Origin of the sequence: Halopseudomonas pelagia CL-AP6 (genome assembly GCF_000410875.1) — a bacterium.
Classification (GTDB): Bacteria; Pseudomonadota; Gammaproteobacteria; order Pseudomonadales; family Pseudomonadaceae; genus Halopseudomonas; species Halopseudomonas pelagia.
The window spans coordinates 468,205-492,049 of sequence record NZ_AROI01000009.1 but is presented as its reverse complement, the minus strand read 5'-3'; the positions used below and the strand labels follow the sequence as shown (position 1 = coordinate 492,049).

20 protein-coding genes and 1 pseudogene are annotated in these 23,845 nt (G+C 55.7%); 10 read left to right on the top strand and 11 right to left on the bottom strand.

The window, feature by feature from the left end; all coding sequences use genetic code 11:
* The 4 genes and pseudogenes from K787_RS0109805 to K787_RS22720 form a co-directional block, all read right to left on the bottom strand.
* Positions 1 to 1,945: pseudogene (locus tag K787_RS0109805) on the bottom strand (hypothetical protein); the annotation flags it as partial.
* Positions 1,946 to 2,012: 67 nt separating this feature from the next.
* Positions 2,013 to 2,318: a hypothetical protein gene (locus K787_RS0109800; protein WP_022962628.1), complete on the bottom strand. Its 306-nt coding sequence runs from the start codon at positions 2,316 to 2,318 to the stop codon at positions 2,013 to 2,015.
* A 454-nt stretch (positions 2,319 to 2,772) separates the two neighbouring features.
* The gene (locus K787_RS0109790; RefSeq protein WP_022962626.1) at positions 2,773 to 3,297 is read right to left on the bottom strand and encodes a hypothetical protein; all 525 of its coding nucleotides are present in this window, start codon (positions 3,295 to 3,297) and stop codon (positions 2,773 to 2,775) included.
* Positions 3,294 to 4,535 (bottom strand): tyrosine-type recombinase/integrase, encoded by a 1,242-nt coding sequence (locus tag K787_RS22720; RefSeq protein ID WP_022962625.1) that lies wholly within the window; start codon positions 4,533 to 4,535, stop codon positions 3,294 to 3,296. The genes K787_RS0109790 and K787_RS22720 overlap by 4 nt, the downstream gene beginning before the upstream one ends.
* A gap of 730 nt (positions 4,536 to 5,265) precedes the next feature.
* Here K787_RS22720 and nosR point away from each other — a divergent pair.
* The 6 genes from nosR (at position 5,266) to K787_RS0109755 (ending at position 13,001) form a co-directional block, all read left to right on the top strand.
* Positions 5,266 to 7,356 (top strand): transcriptional regulator NosR, encoded by a 2,091-nt coding sequence (nosR, locus tag K787_RS0109780; protein WP_370736727.1) that lies wholly within the window; start codon positions 5,266 to 5,268, stop codon positions 7,354 to 7,356.
* A 66-nt stretch (positions 7,357 to 7,422) separates the two neighbouring features.
* Complete coding sequence (gene nosZ / locus K787_RS0109775) at positions 7,423 to 9,327, top strand: TAT-dependent nitrous-oxide reductase (RefSeq protein WP_022962623.1); 1,905 nt, start codon at positions 7,423 to 7,425, stop codon at positions 9,325 to 9,327.
* Between the two features lie 81 nt (positions 9,328 to 9,408).
* Positions 9,409 to 10,713 carry a nitrous oxide reductase family maturation protein NosD gene (locus K787_RS0109770; RefSeq protein ID WP_022962622.1) on the top strand — a complete coding sequence of 435 codons (1,305 nt, stop codon included), beginning with the start codon at positions 9,409 to 9,411 and terminating at the stop codon, positions 10,711 to 10,713.
* Positions 10,710 to 11,621, top strand: coding sequence for an ABC transporter ATP-binding protein (locus K787_RS0109765; protein ID WP_022962621.1), 912 nt, complete (start codon positions 10,710 to 10,712; stop codon positions 11,619 to 11,621). Before K787_RS0109770 ends, K787_RS0109765 begins: the two co-directional genes overlap by 4 nt.
* Complete coding sequence (locus K787_RS0109760) at positions 11,618 to 12,448, top strand: ABC transporter permease (RefSeq protein ID WP_022962620.1); 831 nt, start codon at positions 11,618 to 11,620, stop codon at positions 12,446 to 12,448. The genes K787_RS0109765 and K787_RS0109760 overlap by 4 nt, the downstream gene beginning before the upstream one ends.
* 19 nt (positions 12,449 to 12,467) lie before the next feature.
* Positions 12,468 to 13,001, top strand: a complete 534-nt coding sequence (locus K787_RS0109755) for a nitrous oxide reductase accessory protein NosL (protein WP_028614797.1) — start codon at positions 12,468 to 12,470, stop codon at positions 12,999 to 13,001.
* 57 nt (positions 13,002 to 13,058) lie between these two features.
* Here the strand turns inward: K787_RS0109755 and K787_RS0109750 are convergent, their stop codons facing one another.
* The 3 genes from K787_RS0109750 to K787_RS0109740 are packed head-to-tail and all read right to left on the bottom strand — an operon-like array spanning position 13,059 to position 15,819.
* Positions 13,059 to 13,895 carry a DUF3325 domain-containing protein gene (locus K787_RS0109750; protein WP_022962618.1) on the bottom strand — a complete coding sequence of 279 codons (837 nt, stop codon included), beginning with the start codon at positions 13,893 to 13,895 and terminating at the stop codon, positions 13,059 to 13,061.
* Positions 13,892 to 14,206 (bottom strand): hypothetical protein, encoded by a 315-nt coding sequence (locus tag K787_RS0109745; protein ID WP_022962617.1) that lies wholly within the window; start codon positions 14,204 to 14,206, stop codon positions 13,892 to 13,894. Before K787_RS0109745 ends, K787_RS0109750 begins: the two co-directional genes overlap by 4 nt.
* Positions 14,203 to 15,819: a PepSY-associated TM helix domain-containing protein gene (locus K787_RS0109740; RefSeq protein WP_022962616.1), complete on the bottom strand. Its 1,617-nt coding sequence runs from the start codon at positions 15,817 to 15,819 to the stop codon at positions 14,203 to 14,205. Before K787_RS0109740 ends, K787_RS0109745 begins: the two co-directional genes overlap by 4 nt.
* 306 nt (positions 15,820 to 16,125) lie before the next feature.
* Between K787_RS0109740 and K787_RS0109735 the strand changes: the two genes are divergently transcribed.
* The 3 genes from K787_RS0109735 to K787_RS0109725 all read left to right on the top strand — a co-directional run bounded on the left by K787_RS0109735 (position 16,126) and on the right by K787_RS0109725 (position 19,117).
* On the top strand, positions 16,126 to 16,995 hold the full coding sequence (locus K787_RS0109735; RefSeq protein WP_022962615.1) for a YihY/virulence factor BrkB family protein: 870 nt from the start codon (positions 16,126 to 16,128) through the stop codon (positions 16,993 to 16,995).
* A 94-nt stretch (positions 16,996 to 17,089) separates the two neighbouring features.
* The gene (gorA, locus tag K787_RS0109730; protein WP_022962614.1) at positions 17,090 to 18,454 is read left to right on the top strand and encodes a glutathione-disulfide reductase; all 1,365 of its coding nucleotides are present in this window, start codon (positions 17,090 to 17,092) and stop codon (positions 18,452 to 18,454) included.
* 27 nt (positions 18,455 to 18,481) lie between these two features.
* Positions 18,482 to 19,117 carry a trimeric intracellular cation channel family protein gene (locus tag K787_RS0109725; RefSeq protein WP_022962613.1) on the top strand — a complete coding sequence of 212 codons (636 nt, stop codon included), beginning with the start codon at positions 18,482 to 18,484 and terminating at the stop codon, positions 19,115 to 19,117.
* On the opposite strand, the gene K787_RS0109720 is transcribed toward K787_RS0109725, so the two are convergent.
* Complete coding sequence (locus K787_RS0109720) at positions 19,114 to 19,599, bottom strand: copper chaperone PCu(A)C (RefSeq protein WP_022962612.1); 486 nt, start codon at positions 19,597 to 19,599, stop codon at positions 19,114 to 19,116. The two genes, K787_RS0109725 and K787_RS0109720, sit on opposite strands and share 4 nt — an antisense overlap.
* A 251-nt stretch (positions 19,600 to 19,850) precedes the next feature.
* Between K787_RS0109720 and K787_RS0109715 the strand changes: the two genes are divergently transcribed.
* Positions 19,851 to 20,183 carry a PilZ domain-containing protein gene (locus K787_RS0109715; RefSeq protein WP_022962611.1) on the top strand — a complete coding sequence of 111 codons (333 nt, stop codon included), beginning with the start codon at positions 19,851 to 19,853 and terminating at the stop codon, positions 20,181 to 20,183.
* 7 nt (positions 20,184 to 20,190) lie between these two features.
* On the opposite strand, the gene K787_RS0109710 is transcribed toward K787_RS0109715, so the two are convergent.
* The 3 genes from K787_RS0109710 to K787_RS0109700 are packed head-to-tail and all read right to left on the bottom strand — an operon-like array spanning position 20,191 to position 23,763.
* A complete protein-coding gene (locus K787_RS0109710) occupies positions 20,191 to 21,297 on the bottom strand; it encodes a DUF1513 domain-containing protein (RefSeq protein WP_022962610.1) in 1,107 nt (368 codons plus the stop codon).
* Complete coding sequence (locus K787_RS0109705; RefSeq protein WP_022962609.1) at positions 21,297 to 22,334, bottom strand: imelysin family protein; 1,038 nt, start codon at positions 22,332 to 22,334, stop codon at positions 21,297 to 21,299. Before K787_RS0109705 ends, K787_RS0109710 begins: the two co-directional genes overlap by 1 nt.
* 13 nt (positions 22,335 to 22,347) lie before the next feature.
* Positions 22,348 to 23,763, bottom strand: a complete 1,416-nt coding sequence (locus tag K787_RS0109700) for a di-heme oxidoreductase family protein (RefSeq protein WP_022962608.1) — start codon at positions 23,761 to 23,763, stop codon at positions 22,348 to 22,350.
* Positions 23,764 to 23,845: the final 82 nt, after the last annotated feature.

The following is a 23,845-nucleotide window of genomic DNA, read 5'->3' as shown; positions in this document are numbered from 1 at the left end:
CACGTTCGCCGGAATACGCAAACACTTCCACGCTTGAGGTCAATTGGTTCTTTGGCGCTAGCTCGATGACTGATTGCAGTTGCTTTAGCTCTGCTTTGACCGTTTTGAACTCGTCAATGGCCAATACAAATGCGCGCTTGAAGTCCAGCGGCGAACGTCCTACCGGCTTGCCCTCGAACATGGCCTCGACTTCTTTAACGCTTAGGTTCACGACTAGGCCGATCTGTGACAATGCCCCCAGCAATAAACCTTTGCCCCAATCGGTCGAAGCGAACAGCCACAAATAAGCCTTTTTCCGATCCCCTGCAAAGCGGGCCGCAACTAGCAGTTCAATAAATGCGTCTAGCTTTGGGAAGTGCTGAAGGTAGTCCGCGACGATTGCGGCATGATCGGCAGGCCGTCGCGGCAGCTTCAGCGGCTTGTGAGTGAGTACGATTCGCGCCTTATCCTCTTGAAGCTCCAGGCGGCTGAACTTGGCGAACATATCCACGCGCCACTCCACGCTTTCGCGCTGGTTTGCATATTTCAAGTGGTCGAGGATAGCTGTCAGGGCAATAGCCATGCAGCCGCTTATAAACTTGGCTCTGGCGCTTTCCTCGGCAGCGTCTGAAGTGCATCCAAACGCCAGCGATTTAGCCAGATCCGTGACTGCCTGTTTGTCGATAATGGTGCCAAAGGTGCGGCACAGGAACTTATAAGCATCAGTTTCCTTGAACTGCACCAATGACTCGTCATGGTTGAGCAAAAAAATCTTGCTCTTGGTCCCAGACCAGAACGCGCCATTGATCATCCTGGTGATGTTCTCGCCATTAGGTAGAAGGCTTTCGGCTGCGTCTGGGTCATCTGCGGGATCAATGCCAAAGCGCTCCAGCAATTGCTGGTGGATATAGTCAGCAATTTTCTGCGCTTCAGGCGTGACCGATGCGCCGAACTGGTCAATGGTTTCTTCTCGCGCCTTCTCCTTTGCGTACTCTTGTCGCCTGCGCTTCTGGCCATCTGGATCTAGATCATCAGCGAAAGCACGCACAGCCCGGCTAAAATCTCCGCCGTATTTCAGGGCTACCAGAACATCAAACAAATCAAGCGAATGACCGTCGTGATTGAGGTTCGATAAAGGGTCCGATTCCCCGTGGTGGCTATACAGTCGCTTTTTGCCGTCTGGGCCTGTCAGGATATGAACGCCAGCACTCCCGGTTGTGCTGTTTGGTGACAGCCATGCGCGACCGATACGGCGATAACCTTCAGCCTCGATTACGCTGTCGATGTCATAGGCGGCAACAGCTTTATCAATGACGCCAGCATCCTCTGCTCTAACGCTGCGGGGCTTTGGCATCGCTGGGCGTGCCTCTGCTTCGGCTGTTGCTTGCGCGTCCTCCAGCGCCGTCAAGGCCGCTTTGGTGAGGGGTGCATTGTCATCGCTTGCATCAAGCAAAGGGCTATCGGTACGGTCTATATATTCATAGGCTGCGCCAGCCTCTATGACGTTGGGCGCATAAAAAACCTGCTGTACTCTGGCCTGCGCTCTATCGGCATTCCCAAGCATCGCAAGCCCGTTGCAGATTGTGCCGTACCTGCTTGAGTCAATGGGTGTCAGCAACGGAATGACTACTTTCCAGCGGTTCGCTGTGACGCCTTTTTTGTTTTGCTGGTGACTGCTTGTGGTGAAAGCCAGCCATGCACAGCCATAGCTGTCATATATCGCGCTGATTTCTTCGCGGTCGCGGCTGTCATCGTCATGATCACAGACTAAAGCCCAATACGACGATTCGAGTGCATAGGGCTTGGTCTTGCCTTCTGCATCAAACGGCGTCAAGCAAGCGGCCTTGTCCTTTGGCCTGGTGGTGGGGTTCATCGCCATCGTGAGAAGTGTAGTCAGGCTAATGTGTTTAGCCGGGCTGTTCTCATTGTGCGAGGCGTACAGGGGCAAACGGAATGCGGCGCTCATAATTTCACCTCCGCACGAATGCGGCAGACACAATATGCAACTAGGAAAAGAGTAAGGGTCAGAGTGTTCATATTTTACCCCCTGCCAACTTCACCAGTACGCGAACAGATGCCGAACGCGCAGTATTACCCGGCATTTCCCGATTCTGATATTCCAGCAGACCATCAGCCACTAACTCGTTTATGTGGGTGATAACTTCCTGCCGGGTGTATCCTTGATTGCGAAAAATATCTTGCAAAGTGGCAAAGAGAATCGCATTTCCCCGATGCTGCATATCTTGATAGATAGCAACTTTCAGTTGATCCAAATGTGGGTTAAACTTGCCGTGTGATGTTTTGGGGCTGCTCTTCGGGGTGGCCTTTTCTTTTTTCATGTTATGCGGCCCCCTGCAATTGCTTGATTTGATCCAAGCGCCAGCGGGTGCAGCCGGGGGAAAGTTTTAGGGGTTGAGGCAGAATCCCGGAAGCGGCCCAGCGCCAAATGGTTGCGCGGGAAACGCTGAATATCTCAGCCAGTTGAACGTCTGAAATGTATTGAGCGACCATATCGGTTGTGATTTTCATGACATTACTCCAGTGCAACGAGGTGTAATGCCAACTTGAGCTTGGGCACATCCTTGGCCTTTGCCATCGGCGTGACTAACTGCGCTTGCCTTATTCATGCTGAACCGTCCTGTACTTGATTGCGACGGTTCGGAGTTATCTGACGTGTGCATCAGTCTCGCGCATACTGCGGAGGGTGTTACTAGTGTTGCTTGCTTGTTCATTGGTTGTGCCTCTTGCAATTGAATGACACAACCCATTTTTCACACGCGGTATTAGTTGCGGTTAGCGCAATCCCGCTTTTCTTATCCAGCCTCGCACTGTGCTTTCCTCGAAACCCATACGCTGGGCAATAACCGCCACACGCTCACGCTCGGGCCTACCATTAGCCGCTAGTTCCACCCAAATAGTTTTGGCCGCTTCAATATTGGCGCTCGCGCTTGCCTTTGATTCTATATTGCGTTTTTCTGCCGCCTTTCTGCGGCCATGCTGAACTGCGATCCCATGCGGCACATAAGGCTCTAGGCTTGCTCTGTGTATATGCATGCTGGCCGCTTGCCTCATATCCTCGAACTCTGGCAAGTGAGACTCGGGCGAGTAATACCAGCGCAAAATGGCAAAGTCGATTAGGGGCGCTATGTGCTCCGGGGCAATGGTGCCGGTCCAGCCTAAAAGCGCCCCGCCGATATCTAACGGGTTCTCGGGCAGGTCTAGCCGAACCTTCATTATTTCATCAAAGCTCAGCCCGGTTAATTTCATCGCGTGTTTGGTTATCGGGTCTTCTCGCAAGGCTTGCTCTGGCGTTTTCATTGGCTGGCACCTCCAATGCTGACAACGTTGTCACCGCTTACTTTTGCGCCCTTGCCGTTGCAGTAGTCGGCCCAATCATTCATCAACAGACGGCGCTTGTTCAGCAGACCATCACGCGCATAGGCGGCGCGGGTCTTGTCGCTGTTGACGTGCGCAATAGCTAGCTCCGACACCTCGTCTGGGTAGGCGGTATGCAGCCTGGCCCAGTCTTTGAACGTGGATCTGAAGCCGTGCGCGGTTACGTTGTGGCCCAATGCCTTGGGCACCTTGGAAACCATCACATCCGATATTTGCCCACCACGGCCACCAGTGAACAGGTATTTACCAAGGCGCGGTGTTTGCTCTAGTAGATTGATAGCATCAGCGGTCAGGGGTACGACATGAACTTTTTTCCCCTTCATGCGCTCGGCGGGGACGGTCCAGGTCTTTTTGGTGAAGTCGATTTCATCCCATGTTGCGCCCCGTGCTTCACCAGAACGGCAAGCGGTCAGGATGATGAATTGTAGCGTTCTGGCACCCATGCCTCTGGCCTTTTGCAGCTTGGCCCAAAAGGTGGGCATATCGTCCACAGCCAGAGCGGCATGATGCGTAACCTTGGACACCTTGCCCGGCGCTGGCAAGCTGCTGTGTTCTAGCACTCCTTTCCACTTTGCCGGGTTGTTCCCGCTACGCTTTTTGTCAGCAATGGCTATGTCTAGGATCTTCTCGACACTGAGCCGAACGCGGGTGGCGGTCTCGGTCTTGGTTTCCCATATAGGCTCAAGCATCGCGACAACGTGTGCCATTTCAATGTCAGAGACCAGCATTTTGCCAAGGTAGGGCAGGGCGTAGCGTTCCAGGTGTCCGGCCAGCTTTTGAGTCTGCTTTGCGGTCTTGAATTCTTTGCTTTTGCGCTGAGTATAAACCTGCGCCAGATCCGCAAAAGTAACGGCTTTACTCTGTTCGCGGATCAATGCCGAGCGGTTGGCTTTGCGCTGCAATACCGGATCAACTCCCTGCTGAATCTGTTCCTTGATCTCGCGAGCTTTTTCGCGGGCTGCCTTCAATGGCACATCAGGAAAGCCACCAAGGCCAATATCTCGGCGTTTCGCGCCCACCATTGTGCGCAAGATCCAGGAACGCGCTCCAGCCGCTGATACTTGCAGCAAAAGCCCAGCGGTTCCTCCTACCGCGTGCAAGCCGGGCTTGCTCAAGTTGCGAACCTCGGTGGCGCTTAGCTCTTTGGCTTTCTTCGGCATAACATCCTACCCAACATAAACAATGTCATTGGATGTTAAGGCGTGCGACAGGTTAAGGCAAGGTAATTGTGCTGAAGCCCAGTAATAACGGGCGTTTGGCGAAGGATTGCGACAGGGTGAGACGGGAATATGGGTTAGGCTCCGGGCACCATTCGAGTAGCGAGCTCCGCTTCATTTCATCAGCGCATTTCGCAGATTTCTCGCTTCTTCGCTTCCCCTATTTTTTTGCCATGCGCAAAATGAACACCCCCATTGAAAGTGTGCCCATCCACTCGGTTAATTTCCATGCCGTGACTGGATCAGGCAGTGATGCAACGGTCACTAACTCCAAGCGGCAAAAAAATCGCCCCGGCACCTTGTGCTCCGGGGCGTTTTCGTTTCAGCCGCGACCATAGGCCTGAAGCCTTTTGACCAGATATCACTGCAAGGAGTCTGCAGCCCCAGGTTGCGCTAACTGCGGATGGAAAACATTAAAACGACAATTTGCTTTTATTTTCGAATCAAAGTCGAAAAATAGGCAGAATTGTCCGCGAAATAACGTCAACACACGCCATCCTGTAGCCGGCCGGATTTGACGCTCGTCAAATCCGCCAGCTCAATTGAGGCCTACACTAAGCCCAAACCCCGCAAGCCATCTCTTTAGCACCCGGAGCCCCGTTAGATGACAAACCCAATCAGTGCTGTATGGGTCTGCAGAGCTATTTTCTGCATTGTCCTAGCGCTGGGCGCTATGCAGACGGTGCAGGCTCAAGATCATGCTGAGCTTGTGCAGCAGCGAATTGACGCCGCATTGCCTGCTGCTGATAGCGTTTCCGAGCCTGAGGGCGAGTACAACGTCAGTACTTTGTATGCAGGCGAAGAGGTGGTCGGTTATGCCTACGAGAGCATTGACGTCACTACCATTCCTGCCTATTCAGGCAAACCCATCAACCTCCATGTGATCCTGGATCCGCGAGGCGTGATCCGTGATGCCTATGTGCTGGAGCATCATGAACCCATCCTGCTGATCGGTATTCCTGAGCATAAACTGCATGACTTCACCGCCAAGTATGACGGCATCTCCGTCAATCAGCGTGTTGTGGTCGGCCGGTCGAGGGATGAGAACGCGGTCACTGTGGATGCGGTGAGCGGCGCGACTGTGACCGTCATGGTGGTCAATGAAATCGTCATGGGTACTGCTCATACTGTGGCGGTATCGCTGGGGCTGGTCGAAGAAACAAGTGGTGTTGGAACCAGGCCGGCTATCGTACGGGATGATGTATACCAGGAGGCAGACTGGGCGACTCTGACCGGGAATGGTTCAATTCGCCGCCTACACCTCACCCATGGGCAGATCGATGAAGCCTTCCTCGGTACCGAGGCAGAGGGAATAGACGAGGCGGCCCCTGATCAGGTCGACGCAACGTTTATCGACTTGTATGCAGCACATCTCAACCCGCCGACCATTGGTCGCAACCTGATGGGTGACAACCAATACCGATTTCTGATGGAAGACCTCGAACCTGGCGAGCACGCCATCGCGGTAATGGGCAGTGGAGACTATTCGTACAAAGGTTCCGGCTATGTACGCGGCGGCATCTTCGATCGGGTGCAGTTGCGGCAGTTTGGCGAGATGATCAGCTTCCGGGATATGGACCATGATCGGTTGTCGGACGTGTTCGCAGCCGGCATGCCCGCCTTTAATGAAATGTCGATCTTCATTGTGCGCGAAAACCATCGTTTCGATCCGGGTACACCCTGGACCCTGGAACTGCTGGTTCGCCGTCAGACCGGTCCGGTCAGCAGCATGTTCACCAGCTTTGAGCTGCCATACCAACTGCCTGAGGATTACCTTGAGCGGCCAGAGCCTACTGCGCAAGAGTTGGCCGCCATCGAAGAAGCCAACCGGCCAATGTGGGTGAATATCTGGTATCAGCAAAGCTGGAAGATCGGCGTTGTCGTAACAGCACTGCTGGTGCTGCTCGGCATCCTGTTCTTCCAGGACAAGCTCACCAAGCATCCGACCCTGTTGCACTGGCTGCGTCGCGGCTATCTGATCTTCACCGTGGTATTTCTCGGCTGGTATGCGCTGGGGCAGCTGTCGATAGTCAACGTACTGACCTTCGTGCACGCGGTGTTCGACGACTTTCGCTGGGAGCTGTTTCTAACCGATCCAATCATCTTCATCCTGTGGGTCTTTACAGCAGCCAGCATTCTGCTTTGGGGGCGAGGGGTGTTCTGCGGCTGGCTATGCCCCTTCGGCGCTCTACAGGAGTTGATCAACGAAGCAGCACGTAAGTTGAAAGTGCCGCAGTACGAGCTACCTTTTGCGGTCCACGAGCGTCTGTGGGCGGTCAAGTACATAGTGCTCATGGTGCTCTTTGCCATATCGCTGGAATCCATGTCTGTCGCCGAGCAGGCGGCTGAGGTAGAGCCGTTTAAGACGGCCATCACCCTGAAATTCGATCGTCAGTGGTGGTTTGTGTTGTATGCGGTGATCTTGTTAGTGATCAGTATCTTTACGCGCAAAGTCTACTGCCGCTACATCTGCCCACTCGGCGCCGCGCTGGCTATTCCCTCAAAATTTCGCCTGTTCGACTGGCTGAAGCGCCGTAAAGAATGTGGCGACCCCTGCCAGCTATGCGCCAAGGAATGTGAAATTCAGGCTATTCATCCAGATGGCCATATCAATCACAACGAATGCCATTACTGCCTGGACTGCCAGATGACTTATCACAACGACGAAAAATGCCCGCCCTTGATTCTCAAGAACAAGCGCGCCCGAAAAAGCAAAAGGGAGCCCGTTCCCGAGTTGATCCCAGTACACGTGGTTGAACCCTGAACGACCGTATACCGGCACGTTCAATATCCGAGTCAGAAGTTGAAGCCGTATCCAAGGAGCTAGAATATGAGCGACAAAGAAAAGAAAACCACCGAAATACTCGAGGCCAAAGGGCTAAGCCGTCGCGGCTTCCTCGGCGCGAGCGCCATGACGGGTGCAGCGGTCATGGGGGCTACGGCGCTGGGTAGTTCGATCATGAGCCGTGAAGCCTTTGCCCAGGCCGCCAAGGAAACCAAGTCCAAGATTCATGTCGGGCCGGGCGAACTGGATTCCTACTACGGTTTCTGGAGCGGCGGGCACCAGGGTGAGGTCCGGGTAATGGGGGTTCCGTCCATGCGCGAGCTGATGCGCATCCCCGTGTTCAACGTCGATTCGGCAACCGGCTGGGGCTTGACCAACGAAAGCCGGCATGTCATGGGTGAGAGCGCCAAGTTTCTGAACGGCGATTGCCACCACCCGCACATCTCCATGACCGATGGTAAATACGACGGCAAGTATCTGTTTATCAACGACAAGGCCAATAGCCGCGTGGCGCGGATTCGCCTGGATATCATGAAGTGCGACAAAATCACCACGATTCCCAACGTTCAGTCGATTCACGGTCTGCGCCTGCAGAAAGTGCCGCACACGAAATACATCTTTGCCAACGCTGAATTCTTTATTCCGCACCCGAACGACGGCACCAGCTTCGGTTTGACCGGCGATGACGTCTTCACTATGTTCAACGTGATTGATGCTGAAAGCATGGAAGTCGCTTTCCAGGTGATCGTGGACGGCAACCTGGACAACACCGATGCGGACTACACGGGCAAGTACGCAGCGTCTACCTGCTACAACTCCGAAGAAGCGACGGATCTGGGCGGCATGATGCGTGCCGAGCGCGACTGGGTTGTGGTTTTCAATATCGCTCGCATCGAAGCAGCGGTCAAAAAGGGCGAATTCACCACCCTGGGCGACTCCAAAGTGCCGGTTGTTAATGGCCGTGCTGGCTCAAAGTTGACACGTTACATCCCCATTCCGAAGAATCCCCACGGCTGTAACACTTCCCCCGATGGCAAATACTTCGTCGTGGCCGGCAAGCTGTCGCCTACGGCCAGCATGATCGCTATCGACCGGCTCGATGATTTGTTCGACGACAAGTTCGAGGATCCACGTGAAGCGGTTATTGCTGAAGTTGAACTGGGCCTGGGACCGCTGCACACAACCTTTGATGGCCGTGGTAATGCCTATACCACCCTGTTTATCGATAGCCAGGTGGTCAAGTGGAACATGGCAGATGCAATTCGTGCTTATAACGGCGAAGACGTCAACTACATCAAGCAGAAGATTGATGTGCATTACCAGCCCGGACACAACCATGCATCGTTGGCTGAATCATCCGAAGCGGATGGCCAGTGGATGGTAGTACTCAGTAAGTTCTCCAAAGATCGCTTCCTGCCGACCGGACCGCTACACCCTGAGAATGACCAGTTGTTTGACATCTCCGGCGATGAAATGAAGCTGGTGCACGACGGTCCTGCGTTCGCCGAACCTCACGACTGCATTCTGGTGCGCCGTGATCAGATCCGTACGAAGAAAGTCTGGGACCGCGATGATCTATTCTTTGCCGAAACGGTCAAGAGGGCGGACAAGGATGGCATTAATCTGACTGCGGATAACAAGGTGATCCGCGACGGCAACAAAGTGCGCGTCTATATGACTTCCTTCGCACCGGCTTTCGGTCTGACCGAGTTTACCGTCAAGCAGGGTGATGAAGTCACTGTGACCATCACCAACATCGACCAGATCGAGGACGTAACCCACGGCTTCGTTATGGTTAACCATGGTGTGAGCATGGAGATCAGCCCGCAACAGACCTCTTCCATTACCTTCACGGCCGACAAACCCGGTGTGTATTGGTACTACTGCAGCTGGTTCTGCCACGCATTACACATGGAAATGACCGGCCGGATGATGGTCGAGCCTGCCTGATAGAAGTGTTGTCAGTCCTTGTGACAACCCGGTGAATCTCGCCGGGTTGTCTTCCATAAGTATCCGAAGAAGGTAACAGCAGTGCTTAAAAGACCGGCGAGAGCGGTATCGCGCCTTAGTGCAGCCTGTGCCTTACTGTATTTTTCAGGAGTTGCCCAGGCGGCTCCGCAGAACATCACCGAGCTGCCATTGTCTGCCGAGAGTGACAACCGTTGGTCTATCCCCGCAGGGGAATATCAGGGCCAGTTTCTCATTGACCAGCCTATCCATCTGCGCTGCGAAGACGGCGCGATATTGAGTGCGCAGGGCACAGGTCACGTTGTTGAGATAAAAGCGCCAGACGTTACCCTCGAGAACTGTAGCTTGCTTGATTGGGGACAGAACCTGACAGATCTGGATTCAGGGATTTTCATTCACCCGCAAGCCGAACGGGCGACGCTGCGCGGCAACAGTCTGCAGGGACCGGGTTTCGGAATCTGGATCGATCGCGCCAGTGATGTCAGCGTGATCGGCAACAACATCCAGGGCGATGAGAATCTCCGCTCGCAAAACCGAGGCAACGGCATTCATGTATTCAGTACCAAAGGCGCGCGGATTGTCGACAACCATGTGCGTCATACCCGGGACGGCATCTACATCGGCAATGCCAATGGCAACCAGATCGAGGGCAACACACTAGAAGATCTGCGCTATGGCGTGCACTACATGTTTTCCCATGACAACACGGTCATCGGCAATATCACGCGTAACACCCGTACCGGCTATGCATTGATGCAAAGCCGCCAGTTGACGGTGACGGGCAACCGCTCCGAGCACGATCAGAACTACGGCATTCTGATGAATTACATCACCTATTCAACGGTCAGCGATAACTTCGTTACCGATGCACATCAGGGGTCCACTGGTGACGCCATGATCTCCGGCGCTGAAGGCAAGGCGCTCTTTATCTATAATTCCCTGTTCAATACCATTGAAAATAATCATTTTGAAAACAGTGGCTTGGGTATTCATCTTACTGCTGGTTCTGAGGATAACAAGATCAGCCGTAACGCCTTTGTCGGCAACCAGCAGCAGGTCAAATACGTCGCCACGCGCACCCAGGAATGGTCGGTGGATGGGCAGGGTAATTATTGGAGTGATTACCTGGGTTGGGACCGCGATAACGACGGAGTCGGCGACGTTTCCTACGAACCAAACGACAATATCGACCGCTTGCTTTGGCTTTACCCGCAGGTGCGCTTGCTGATGAACAGTCCCGCGATTGAATTGCTGCGCTGGGTGCAACGTGTTTTCCCAGTGATCAAATCGCCGGGTGTACAGGACAGTCATCCGTTAATGAAACTACCGGCCGACAGTCCGGCGCTGGCTCAGGAAACCACCCGATGAATGCAGTAGAAATCCACCACCTCACCCAGCGCTACGGCGCCTTGACCGTACTCGAAGACCTTAGCCTTACTCTGGGTAAGGGCGAAGTGCTTGGCTTGTTCGGTCACAACGGTGCCGGCAAGACCACCACGATGAAACTTATCCTCGGCTTGCTCAATGCGACTGAAGGCCAGGTGCGCGTACTGGGTCGTGAGCCGAATGATCCGCAGGTGCGCCGCACGCTCGGCTATCTGCCGGAGAACGTGACCTTTTATGCACAGCTTAGCGGCCGCGAAACACTCCGGCACTTCGCGCGCTTGAAGGGCGCCGCGGTCAGCCAGACCGAACAGTTATTGGAACAGGTCGGTTTGAGCCATGCGGCAGATCGCAAGGTGCGTACCTACTCAAAAGGTATGCGCCAACGTCTGGGGTTGGCGCAGGCACTGCTGGGCGAGCCCCGACTGCTGCTGCTGGATGAGCCCACGGTGGGCCTGGACCCGGTCGCCACTGAGGACCTGTATAGCCTGATCGATGGGCTGCGCCAGCAGGGTTGCAGTGTGATCCTTTGTTCCCACGTACTGCCGGGGGTCGAGCGGCTTATCGACCGTGGCGCCATCCTTGCCGGGGGGCGCTTGCAAGCGGTGGGCACGCTGACCAGCTTGCGAAACGAGGCGGCACTCCCCGAGCGTATCCGAGTCAGCGGCGTGGTCGACCGGGAGTCCTGGATGCAACGTTGGAACGCTGCCGGGCATAGCGCCACGCCGCTCGGCAAAGACGGTATCGAAGTGGTCGCACGGGGTGATCAGAAGCTTGATCTATTGCGCGAGTTGCTGGCCGGAGAAAGACTGACTGACATCGAAATCCACCAGCCCTCGCTTACCGACCTGTATCGCCACTACATGGACCAGGCCAGCGAGGTACCGGCATGAAGCAGATCTGGAATATTGCCCGCAAGGAGCTCAGCGACGGCCTGCGCAATCGCTGGTTGCTGGCGATCAGCCTGGTGTTCGCACTGTTGGCCGTCGGCATAGCCTGGTTTGGCGCTGCCGCGTCGGGGCAGGTTGGCTTTACCTCGATTCCGGCGACCATCGCCAGTCTCGCCAGTCTGGCAACCTTCCTCATGCCGCTAATCGCGTTGATGCTGGCCTACGATGCGATCGTCGGCGAGGAGGAGGGCGGTACGCTGATGTTGCTGCTGACCTATCCGTTGGGTCGCGGGCAGATCCTGCTGGGCAAGTTCTTTGGCCATGGGCTGATTCTGGCTCTGGCCACACTGATCGGGTTCGGCAGCGCCGCGCTGGCCATCGCAGCGCTGGTCGAAGACGTCGAGCTGAGTCTGTTGGTATGGGCGTTCGGACGTTTCATGCTCTCTTCGACGCTACTGGGTTGGGTGTTTCTGGCGCTGGCCTATGTACTGAGCAGCCTGGCTCGGGAGAAATCCACCGCAGCCGGGTTGGCGCTTGGTCTGTGGTTTCTGTTTGTGCTGGTCTTCGATCTGGCGTTGCTGGCTGTGCTGGTCATCAGCGAGGGCAAGTTCAACCCTGACCTTCTACCCTGGGTATTGCTCTTCAACCCCACCGATATCTACCGCCTGATTAACCTTTCAGGCTTTGATGTTGGCAGCAGCGCCGTCGGCGTACTGACGTTGGGAGATGATCTGCCGATATCGGGCTGGCTGTTATGGGTGTGTCTGGTTGTCTGGGCGAGTATTTCCTTGCTTCTGGCTTATTGGTTGTTCCGTCGACGGGTCGTGTGATCCTAAGGATGTTTAGATGATGAATTGTTTTCAAGAGCGCGGCGTGCGTCTGGTCGCAATCACCCTGATGAGCTTGGGTCTGTTGGCCTGCGGCAAAGAGCAAGAGACGCAGGTAGTGCGTGAGCCGGTGGCCTTCCATCCTGATGACGAATGCCATGTCTGCGGGATGGCAATCACGGAGTTTGACGGTCCTAAAGGCCAAAGCGTCGGTAATGCTGGCGTGCGCAAGTTTTGCTCAACTGCCGAAATGCTCGGTTGGTGGTTGCAGCCGGAGAACCGTATCAGCGACGTTTCGCTGTTCGTCCATGATATGGGACAAAGCGAATGGAGCGCACCGGATGACGCGCACCTGATCGACGCGACCACTGCTTATTATGTCACCGGCATTTCGCTGAAGAGCGCTATGGGAGCGAGTTTGGCCAGCTTCAAAGATGAGGCCGCAGCGCAGGCGCTCGCCGACGAGCACGGTGGACGAGTGTTGCGCTTTGAGGACATTGATCAGGAACTATTACAGCAGGCCGCGTCCTCACAGCACGGTCATGGCATGCATTGATCCTGCCGCATCCAGGTCAGTCATAAAGCTACGCGGAGGTTGGCTTAAGCCCCCGCCTCATGGCCGCGCCAGTAGAAAGCTGGCGATGGCCGGCGACACCCGCTGTATATCAAATTGCTGGTAATGCACCTCACCGTTCTTGCTTTCCACTGTTAGCCAGATGCCGTCGTTGAGACTGATGGCGTCGGGTAGCGAAATGATAGCGGTCTTCTCCCGCCCCCTGCCGTCAAAGGACGTTCCTGCGGCGCGCAGAGAACGGGGCTTTCTTACTTTAAGATAGGCGGTACGAATATCCTGATCACAGCCTTCGCAAAAACGAATGACGAAGGCTTTGAGTGGGACGCCCATGGCGACAATCTCTGGCGGCTTCTGATCCTTTTCTGCCAGGGAAAATGCCCAGGGCCCTATCTGGCCGTGAATGGCGTCCTCGCGTAACAAGGGTGCTTGCGGAGCGCCAAGCAGCTGCCAGGTAAAGGCAGACAGCGGTAAAAGCAGGGCCGCAGCGGTGAACCCGGCACGGAGCAGAGTGGCGCGGCGTGATCGGATTGCCGGTGGTGCTGCTACAGCATCGCCGTTGCGGAGCTTTTCCCTGCGCGGGCTGCTCGGCCGAGTTTGCGGTTGCCAAGGCCATTTGGGCAGATAGAAGACCAGTCCCAGGCCGGCCACGCTTAGCCAGCCAAACCAGACAACAGAGCCCATAGCAAACTGCCATTGCGCTATCGCCAGGCCCAGAGCCACTGCTAGCAAGCACCAGCCCAGAATACGAAGCAGAAACCGTCTGGAGTCGGGCAGCGCTTTGCTTATCAAATGTTTGCTGTGCTTAGGCATGGCCAGCGCCAAGGCGACAAACCCTGCGAGGCTGGTGGTGAAAACCGAGAGACTCATCCAGGTCATAGCGTGCCCCCGGGGACCGCGCCCGGCAGCAAAAGCCAGCATAGTGCCGTGCATACAGCCGTTGTCAAAATCAGGCCCAGCCACACTACCCACAGCCGCCGTGCGGCAAAGACCCATACGATAATCGCAGCATACAAAGCAAAGCTCAGCATGGTACTGGCCGCCAGCGCGTAGGCTTGGGGCAGAGGCCAGGTCAGCGCCAGCAATACTGTCAGGGCCGAGGTAAGGAGGTAACCGCCTAGCGCTGCAGCCGCTATCCGGGATGCCACCATCCAACGGTAGCGTGCAGGATCCTTGAGCAGCGCGATCATGCCATCTCTCCACTGGGGCTGCCGGCATGTGCCGGCGATTCCTCTGCGGCTTTTTTCAACCAGATTCTTTTGATCCTGAGGGCCAGATAGGCAAAAGCCAGCCCCAGAGCCAGCATGCTAAGATCAAATCCCGCCAGCACCCAGTCGCCGACGGCCAGGCTGGCACCGAGATGTTTGTCGGTGGTGAGGGCGTTAAGTATGGGCAGTAATAGAAAAGCGGCGGCGGCAAGCCATGAAAGCTCTACCCAGGCCTTGCGGATGTCGCGGAAAAAGGCATAGATCAGGGTTTCGCCCCAGACCAGAAAGAGGACATTGGCTTCCCAGTTAGCACGGTCGGCAATGTCCAGTGGTAGCAGACGGTTGGCCCAGAAGTAGGCCGCCACCGCTGCCGGTAGACCGACAATAGTCGCCACATTCAGGGCCTCGACCAGCCTCAGACCGAAGTGCCCACCCGTCGCATCATGGTTTCTACGACGCTTGATCGTCCAGAGCACCAGACCGGTGCCGATCATTCCGCAGCCGAGGATTCCAGCTATGAAGTACAACCAGCGTAGCCATGGATCGGCAAAGTGTCCCTCGTGCAGGGCAAGCAGCGTCTGGTAAGTCTCGACCACGGCGTGATCGCCTGGTTTGGGCGGCAGGAGCTCGCCGGTGTGGGCGTGAAAGCGCATTGTTTCACCTTCACGCACTCGCAACTTGGTGCTGCTTACCTTGCCGATCTCGACAAGGGGCTCCTGGCCCACTTCGTGCTCCAGCATCAGCGAGCGAACCTGGCCCTTGCCCCAGACGTCTTCAGCGTTGGCAAGCATTGTGGGTACGGATGCCTCGGGGCGGCTGACCGGCTCATGCTTAGGGTCACCCAATAGCTCGTTGAAAAAGCGCATCTGGCTTGGCCTATCGACACCGTAAAGGGTGGCGATACCGGCGGGCATGTAGGACGCGGCGAAGAACACCAGTCCGCTGTAGGTAATCATCAAGAAGAAGGGGAGCGCCATCACACTGATCAGGTTATGGGCATCCAGCCAGGAGCGCTGGCCCTTGCCCGGCCTAAAAGTAAAAAAGTCCTTGAAGATCTTTTTATGGGTGATCACCCCACTGACCAGAGCCACCAGCATCAGCATGGTGCAGATGCCGACCAAGTAGAACGCCAACTGACGGTCGATGTAATGCAGTGAGTAGTGCATGCGGTACAGCAGCCTGCCACCGCCCGTTTCACGAGGCTCTATTTCGGTGCGCAGGCCGCCGGTATGCGGGTCCACTTTTTCACTACCCCGAACACCGCGCTCATGACGTTCCAGCGGCATGGTTTCCCAGCTAATCTCGAAGTTCTCCCAGCTCCGCGAGGCTTGCGAATGGTGGGGCAGGGTGATGTTCCATGACCTGGCGCCAGGCGCAACCTGTTCCAACCGCTGCAGGGCCATGTCGGCCAGCGCCCCATTGTCGTACTCGGGTGCAGCCCCCAGAAATGGGCGTTCCGGCTCCATCCAGCGGGTGATCTCGAAGGTAAAGTAGCCTGCCGTGCCGGTGACGAACACGAAGAACAGTACCCACCCCACGACCAGGCCGCACCAGGTGTGCAGCCAGGCCATACTCTGGCGAAAACCTTCTTTCATCAGTAACGATCCTTCAATTCAAACAGCTCCCTGCAGAGCCACAGGGGAGAGGGCGAACTGCCTTATGGCGGTAATATCAACTTACAGGATACGAATGTTAATGCTTATCAGATAGTTCTGCAAAGAATGCTTGGCAGATCATGCCGGAGCGTTCTGTGATCCCGGCCCGCGCAGCGCAAAACCTGCTCTATCTCGCATCTGAGCTCCTGTTAACGTAACCTTTTGATAACGAGTGCTGGGCTGTCCGTTGAACTCAGCATGTAGCGCATCGCTCAAAAGCGACTGATCCGTCAAAAAGGATGAGGTATGAAGTATCTGGGGTTGCGTGGTGTAAAGCCGTTAACGATTGCAAAACGAACCGTCAAAGAGTTTGACGAAGACGACATGTCTACCTACGCCGCAGCGCTGGCGTTTCGTGCGCTGTTGTCACTATTCCCGTTCCTGCTGTTTCTCACAGCCACGCTGACCTTTTTCAACATGCCCGAATTCTTCGGTTGGCTGCGTCAACAGGCGGCGCTGGCTCTGCCGCCCATGGTTGTTGAGATGATCAATCCGATCATTGATCAGTTGCAGGAGGACGACAACAGCGTTCTCTCGGTCAGTATCGTGCTGGCCATTTGGGTGTCGGCTACCGGCATGCGCTCACTGATGAATGCCATGAACAATGCCTACGATGTCCGCGAGTCGCGACCTGCATGGAAGCTGTTCCCGCTGTCCATCCTGTATACGCTGGGTATCGCACTGATGTTGATTGCGGCTGCAGGTCTCATGCTGCTAGGGCCAACAACATTACAATGGCTGGCAAACACCGTAGGTATGAGTGGGCTGGCAGACCTTTCCTGGGACTGGTTGCGCTGGCCGGTAGTGGTACTGCTGCTGATGTTTGTGGTGGCGATGATTTACTACGTAACGCCTAACGTGGAGCAGACGTTCCGCTTCATAACACCCGGATCGGTGCTTGCCGTGATCGTCTGGGTGGCGGCCTCGTTGGGCTTCGGTCTGTATGTGCGCAACTTCGGCAACTTTCAGCTGTTCTATGGCAGCATCGGCGCGGTCATCATTCTGCTTCTGTACTTCTACATTTCAGCGTCTGTACTGCTGTTCGGCGCCGAGCTCAACGCGGTAATTGAGCATGCCTCCACCGAGGGCAAGGATCCGGGCGACAAGACCATCTAAATCAACACTGGCATATTCAGCAACTTGCCAGGCCCCAATCCAGGGCGGCGATGCGGTATGCTTAAGGCTAATATTCGCGTAAGGCATACATACGATGAGTCAGTACGATTTTGATCTTTTTGTTATTGGCGCCGGATCAGGGGGCGTACGGGCCAGCCGTATGGCAGCGGGCTTCGGGGCCCGCGTAGGTGTGGCTGAGGATCTTTATCTGGGTGGCACCTGCGTGAATGTGGGCTGTGTACCGAAAAAGCTATTTGCCTATTCTGCACACTACTCAGAGGACTTCGAGGACGCCAAGGGCTTCGGCTGGAAGCTGCCCGAAGCTGTTTTTGATTGGCCTACGCTGGTACGCAACAAGAACCAGGAAATCGAGCGTCTCAACGGCATCTACCGCAATATGCTCAAAGCATCGGATGTCACCATCATCGATGCGCGCGCGCAATTTATTGATTCTCATACACTTCAGGTCGGCGACAAGCAGGTCACGGCTGAACGTATTCTGATTGCGACCGGTGGCTGGCCACATATCCCCGATTTCCCCGGCAACGAGCACGTGATCAGCTCAAATGAGGTTTTTCACCTCGAGAGCTTACCCAAGCGAACGTTAGTGGTGGGCGGTGGGTATATTGCGATTGAGTTCGCCAGTATTTTCCATGGCATGCAACGTGAGGTGAGCTTGCTCTATCGCGGCGAGATGTTCCTGCGCGGGTTTGATAGCAGCCTGCGCGAGCATATGGCGGCGACCATCAAGCAGAAGGGCATTGACCTGCGCTTCAATGCCAACGTCAAGGATATCCAACGCCAGGCGGACGGCAGCTTGCAGGTAAACCTGACGGACGGTACTGCGCTGGAAACCGATCTGGTGCTCTACGCTACTGGCCGCAAGCCCAACCTCAGGGGGCTTGGGTTGGAGAACACGGCTGTGACGCTGGATGACAAAGGCTTTGTAGCGGTTAATGGCGACTACGAAACCCAGGATCCCAGTATCTACGCCATTGGCGACGTCACCGATACGCTGCAGTTGACGCCGGTTGCGCTGGCTGAAGGTATGGCGTTGGCCCGCCGGTTATTCCGGCCAGATGACTATGTACCCGTGGATTACCGCGACATAGCTACAGCCGTTTTCTGTATTCCGAATATCGCTACACTGGGGCTAACCGAAGAACAGGCTCGGGAAGCGGGTTATGGCTTGAAGGTCTACGAAAGTCGTTTCAGACCCATGCGCAATACCCTCGCAGGGCGGGGCGAAGAAAGCTTGATGAAAATGATTGTCGACAAGGTCAGCGACCGAGTGCTCGGCGTGCACATGATTGGCCCGGATGCCGGCGAAATCATCCAGGGGTTGGCCGTCGCGCTAAAGGCCGGAGCGATCAAGGCCATGTTCGACGCAACCCTAGGCATTCATCCCACTGCCGCTGAAGAGTTTGTTACCATGCGTACCCCAACGCGGACCGACTGATTCCGCAGCAGCTCGGAGAGGGACGGCATGACCTGGTTTTATGCTTTTGATCTGTTTGGTGTGGCGGTCTTCGCCATTTCTGGTGCGTTGGTGGCGGGTCGTAAATCCATGGATCTGTTTGGTGTCCTGGTCATTGCCATCATCACCTCATTGGGCGGCGGTACGCTGCGTGACACGATTCTAGGTCACCATCCGGTCAGTTGGATCAGAAATGATATCTATATTCTGGTCGCGGTACTGGCTGCGATAGCGACCATCGTCTGGGTTCGTTTTACTCGGCCGATTCATGAAACAGGTCTACTGGTGGCCGACGCTTTTGGTCTGGCGATTTTTACCGTCATTGGCACTCAGGTTGCCATGCAACATGAAGTGCCAATCAGTGCAGCGGTGATTATGGGGATGATGACGGGCGTGGCCGGTGGCGTGATGCGGGATGTCATCTGTAATGAGATTCCGCTGATTTTTCACAAAGAAATCTACGCCACAGCCTGTATTGCGGGATCACTGGTCTATATCGTTTTGCATCAATTGAACACGACGCCCAATCTGGACGTCACTGTCGCGGTGTTAACGGTGCTGGTCATTCGTCTTGCCGCCATTCGCTGGCATCTCGGGTTGCCCCGATTCCATCTTCTGGACCGGGAGCCGCCTGACCGCGATTAATGATGGTGCCCGCTCTTTTCCACCGCGGGCGCATCTTCTTCAATGGCTATTTCCACATCTACCTGTCCAGCCTGCTGGAAGTAAAGCGTCAGCGGAAAGCGTTCGCCAGCTGTCAAGGGCTGCTTCAGATTGAATAGCATGATGTGATAGCCGCCAGGCTTGAAGCTAACACTCTCACCCGCAGGCAAAATCAGGTTTTCGACCTGCTGCATTTTCATCAGACCATCTTGGTGAATGTGCTCATGGATTTCCGCATGACCTGCAACAGGGGTGCGCACATCTGTCAGTGTGTCAGCCCGTTCGCCGCGATTTTCAATTATCATGTAAGCCGCGCCGGTCGGCGCCACGGGGGGGAGGGCGCGAGCCCAGGGATGGATGATATGCAGGTCGGCAATATCATACTCGTGGGCAAAGCTCTGGCCGGCGAATAATGTGCCCAGTAGGGTAGCGCAGAGAGCTAAGGTCCGTGGTTTCAGCGTCATATCAATGCTCCTGATTACAAAGCAGCCAGATTACCTTGCGGCAGGACCGCGTGCCATAGCGGTAATGGCAGCAAAGGTAGATAATGGTCCGGCTACCGGTGATATTAAAACGATACTATCGATTGAAGCAGTAACAGTGATCCTGTAACCGCGTCAGTAATGGCTGTAAACCAACATGTATTTTCAGCAGACTGTCAGGACGGACATGTCATAAGACGTTAGGGATGCATCCTTCAGTTAATGAGCCAACTATGTATGAAAAGCGGCGGCTGGAACGGCACAAAATAACTACCAGCCTTGAAGTCTATGATCTGGATAGTGGCCAGCATCTGGGCCGGGTAGTGGACCTGCATGCTGAGGGTCTGATGTTATTGAGTGAACAGCCTATGGAGCTGTTCAGACGTTATGCGCTGCAGGTAAGCCTACCGATGATCCTGAATGGCATGACAGAATTTTTCGTTGACGCCGAAAGCTTGTGGCAACGTGAAAGCATTGCTGGCGGCCAACATTGGACCGGTCTGCATTTTGTGCGGTTGCCGGATGAGGCGAAGCAGTGCATTGACAAGATGGTTGCCAGCCGCTGAAGCCTAATCAGCAGCTGAGCGCCGTTAGGTGGTTATCCCAACGCAGTTTCTCTGCACTGAGATGAGTAACAGCCAATGTGCGCTCATCAATATGATAGATGCCACCGACACCGGAGGTGACCAAAAATCCGCCCTGGTCAGCCGCCAGTACACCTGCGGCATCAGGCAGTTCTATATCTTGCACATAGCGCCCCTGCACATAATCGACTATCACTACACGGTTTCCACGCGGCGCGGTGATGGCTGCCAGCGACCCACCAGGGCTGATAGCCACACTGGCTACGTAATTTCTCATCGCAGCCTGACGATCTAGCGGCAACTCAATTTCGCTGAACCGTCCTGACGTCGTGTCCAGCCGTGCAATCAATGGCGGATGCTCCCAGGCAGGCCCTTCAAACTGATAACCCGCTATTACGATGCCGTCAGAGCTGATTGCCAGGTGGTGGCAGCTCAGTTGATGGTGCGACGGTTCGTGCTTCTGCTCTAACGCCCCCGTCTGGCTATTCATTAGCACCAGAGCAGGGCGCATGCTGTCCAGATTCAGCTTGATTCGATCATAATCAGGGTGGGTGAGGATGCCGCCCATGGCGATCACCAGCGTTGTGCCGTCAGGGTGCAGTCGCAGTTCGTGCGGATCCATACCGCCCACCGAAAAGTCCGCAATCCAGCGATATTGCTGCTGGGCGTCATAAACCCGAATATGCCCCTGTCCATCACTGAAATGATTGGCGGTGGCATACAGGTACTGCCCATCCTGACTGAACACGCCATGGCCGTAAAAGTGGTGTTGCTCGCCGGAGCTCAGTTGATGTTGCAGGGTGCCATCCTGGCTATCCAGGATGTACAACGCACGGCCGGGACGTCTTGCGAACACCGCCACCTGAGTGGAGCCCGGCCGGATGCAGCCGCCATGGCAGCGCTCGGCTACTGGCACGCTAGCGAGAATGCGTCCTTGATTATCGGCCAGCATAATGAAGTGCCGACCATCTACCGTGTCGACAGCGCTGAGAAAACGCTGAGGCTGATTTCCTGCTGGCAAGACAGCACAGCCCACCAGCGGGCTAGTTAATACCAGGCCAGCGAGACTAAGCTTGATGAAGTGACGCCTGTCCATCAGTCACCGTCGCTGGAATTGAAGCCCTTAACGATCCCAAGCTCGCTGGCAATCGGGCCTTCGAGCAGGCTGGCGAGACGATCAATATCGACGAATAACAACTGCAGACTCCTGTAACCCGAATCGTTGTTCAGCGACTCTGACATGCCAGCAGGCAACTGCTCCAGTCTATCCAGGCTCGCGGCCAGCGCGTGCTCGAACTGAGTCAGTAACTGATCCTGACCGGCCGCATGCATCAGTGTTGCAAAGCCAGGAAGAAAATCGCTCTGCAATCCCTGCAACGATGCCTTGAGGGTGGTCAGCGATTGTTCGCTTCGCCATGCATCAGCCAAGTAGGGATTACGACGCTTCTTGCCCTGCAATCCCATCGGCGCACCCAGCCGTGCGTTACGCAGAATATCCAGAGCGTGCATTGCTGCACTGATCGTAGTGAAGTCGTAACTAGCCTCGGTGAGGTAATGCGGTTTGAAAGCAGCCCATTGGCTGGCCACAGCGGTTGCATTGGCGCTGATCTGGCCGCTGATGGCCACCAGCAGGTCGCACACCCGCGGGGCAGCGCTGGTGGCGTTCTCATCAAAGAGCAGATATTCCATCGCCGGAAAACCCTTCACGGCGACGCTAGCAGTAGCGAGCGTTTGAGCCGACAGTGAACCCGTATCCTTCAGCAGGCCATCGACCTGGCGAGCAATCAAGTTTTTGCTGTCAGGCCAGAATTGAAACTGCCAGGCCATGCTGTTCTGTTCGATCGGTCCAAAGTCGATAAACCGGATCCTTTGCCAGGCCAGAAACGCGGTCAGCCAGTCGTTCCGCAATGCCTTTAACGCCGGCCCTTTGTCCGCATTGTCGGCAGTGCAGTGCTGTACAACCTGTTGGTGCAGCGCGCTGCTGGTCTGCGCCAACGCGTCATAACCCTGGGTCAGCTGCGCATGCCATTGCTCGCGCGGCGAGTCTGCCTGGGCTGCATTGGCGCACAACAGCAAGAGCAGTCCGCCGGACTGCAACAGCGCACGCCACCTATACCGATTTAAAAAAGGCATCAATACTCTCCGCTCATAGGGATTCCAGGAAAAGAATCAATGCCCCGCGTTGCTCGTTGGACAGCTGCCGATAATGCTCGACAGCTTGCTCAGCTTCACCGCCGTGCCAGAGAATGGCTTGCTCCAGCGTCTCAGCCCGACCATCGTGTAGAAATCCCGCCCGAGGATTGATCTGTTGTGCCAGCCCGATACCCCAGAGTGGCGGAGTACGCCATTCATTGCCGTCGGCCAGGAATTCGGGCCGGCCATCGGCCAGTTCGGGGCCCATGTTGTGCAGTAGCAGATCAGTGTAGGGCCAGATGGTCTGGTTGCTCAGATCCGCGCGGCCGGCCACCTCGCCGGTCACATGGCGTGGCGTATGGCATCCAGCGCAGCCGCTCTGATTGAACAGCTGCGCCCCCCGGGTTACGTCTGCGTTATCCAGGTCCCGGCGCGCCGGAACCGCAAGACTGCGGGCATAGAACGCAACAAAGTTGGCCACCGTATCGCTGACTTCCGGCTCACCACCGTGGGCAAAGCGCCCGCAGTCCTGCACTGCGGTGCAGTCGGTGTGCGGGACCAATGTGGACGTCAGGCCCATATCGCCAGCGAAGGCCCCCATGCTTTGCTGCATGACATTAGGCTCCGCGGCTTTCCAGCCAAAGCGGCCCAGCACGGTGGTTTCTGTTGCTCTGTTCCAGACATAGTTTGCGCGTCCGGATATCCCGTCTGCGTTGCTGTCATCCGGATCAACAGCAGCAAGAATGTCTGCCTCGGGGATCGCCTCAAGCAGGCCAAGACCAATCATGGGCGGCGCGACCCGGGGTGACACCAACAAGTTCGCGGGCAGAGGTCCGTAGGCTGGGTTTTCGATACGGTAGGTGGGCTCGCGTAAGCTGACGCTAGTGCCATCAGCTAGCATTTTTTCACGTTCAGCCCATTCGATAATCAGATCTGCCTCAGGCTGCATGCCGGGAATAGCGGCGGTTTGCAATTGGCTGCCATAGACAGGGGCCGGCAGGAAGCCATGTTGCTTGAGAATCAATGCATCCGCTTTGGCGTCGGCAGGTACCGACAAGCGCAAGAACAGTGACACGGCCGTTTCACCGCGGGCAGGTGGATGGCCGCGGCCATCCTTGATATGGCAGCCTTGGCAGGAGTTGGTATTGAACAGCGGGCCGAGACCATCGCGCGCATCAGTACTGGAAGGCGCTATTACCCAGGGATTGCGGAAAAAACTATTGCCTACGCTAAAATCCAGGCGGCTGGTCATGGGCAAATTCGATTGGGGCAGGGAGTAGGCGTTGTGGTCGGCCTGTTCAACCGTGCCTTCGCCTCCCGTATCGGGCGTAGTTTGCAATGGGTATTCGACCGATGAATCGCAAGCAGTCAGCAATAGCTGTATTGCCAGCAACAAGCAAATAGCGCCGGGGCAAGTGAATGGCTTCATGAACGCCTGTTTATGTCACGGGTGAAACCAACGAAAGCCCGACCTGGCGGGCGGGCTTTCAGCGTATTAGTTACCAGTAACC

Coding starts and splice junctions, on each gene's coding strand:
- K787_RS0109800 (WP_022962628.1), bottom strand. CDS start 2,318: ATGAAAAAAGAAAAGGCCACCCCGAAGAGCAGCCCCAAAACATCACAC.
- K787_RS0109790 (WP_022962626.1), bottom strand. CDS start 3,297: ATGAAAACGCCAGAGCAAGCCTTGCGAGAAGACCCGATAACCAAACAC.
- K787_RS22720 (WP_022962625.1), bottom strand. CDS start 4,535: ATGCCGAAGAAAGCCAAAGAGCTAAGCGCCACCGAGGTTCGCAACTTG.
- nosR (WP_370736727.1), top strand. CDS start 5,266: ATGCAGACGGTGCAGGCTCAAGATCATGCTGAGCTTGTGCAGCAGCGA.
- nosZ (WP_022962623.1), top strand. CDS start 7,423: ATGAGCGACAAAGAAAAGAAAACCACCGAAATACTCGAGGCCAAAGGG.
- K787_RS0109765 (WP_022962621.1), top strand. CDS start 10,710: ATGAATGCAGTAGAAATCCACCACCTCACCCAGCGCTACGGCGCCTTG.
- K787_RS0109760 (WP_022962620.1), top strand. CDS start 11,618: ATGAAGCAGATCTGGAATATTGCCCGCAAGGAGCTCAGCGACGGCCTG.
- K787_RS0109755 (WP_028614797.1), top strand. CDS start 12,468: ATGAATTGTTTTCAAGAGCGCGGCGTGCGTCTGGTCGCAATCACCCTG.
- K787_RS0109750 (WP_022962618.1), bottom strand. CDS start 13,895: ATGACCTGGATGAGTCTCTCGGTTTTCACCACCAGCCTCGCAGGGTTT.
- K787_RS0109745 (WP_022962617.1), bottom strand. CDS start 14,206: ATGATCGCGCTGCTCAAGGATCCTGCACGCTACCGTTGGATGGTGGCA.
- K787_RS0109740 (WP_022962616.1), bottom strand. CDS start 15,819: ATGAAAGAAGGTTTTCGCCAGAGTATGGCCTGGCTGCACACCTGGTGC.
- K787_RS0109735 (WP_022962615.1), top strand. CDS start 16,126: ATGAAGTATCTGGGGTTGCGTGGTGTAAAGCCGTTAACGATTGCAAAA.
- gorA (WP_022962614.1), top strand. CDS start 17,090: ATGAGTCAGTACGATTTTGATCTTTTTGTTATTGGCGCCGGATCAGGG.
- K787_RS0109725 (WP_022962613.1), top strand. CDS start 18,482: ATGACCTGGTTTTATGCTTTTGATCTGTTTGGTGTGGCGGTCTTCGCC.
- K787_RS0109720 (WP_022962612.1), bottom strand. CDS start 19,599: ATGACGCTGAAACCACGGACCTTAGCTCTCTGCGCTACCCTACTGGGC.
- K787_RS0109715 (WP_022962611.1), top strand. CDS start 19,851: ATGTATGAAAAGCGGCGGCTGGAACGGCACAAAATAACTACCAGCCTT.
- K787_RS0109710 (WP_022962610.1), bottom strand. CDS start 21,297: ATGGACAGGCGTCACTTCATCAAGCTTAGTCTCGCTGGCCTGGTATTA.
- K787_RS0109705 (WP_022962609.1), bottom strand. CDS start 22,334: ATGCCTTTTTTAAATCGGTATAGGTGGCGTGCGCTGTTGCAGTCCGGC.
- K787_RS0109700 (WP_022962608.1), bottom strand. CDS start 23,763: ATGAAGCCATTCACTTGCCCCGGCGCTATTTGCTTGTTGCTGGCAATA.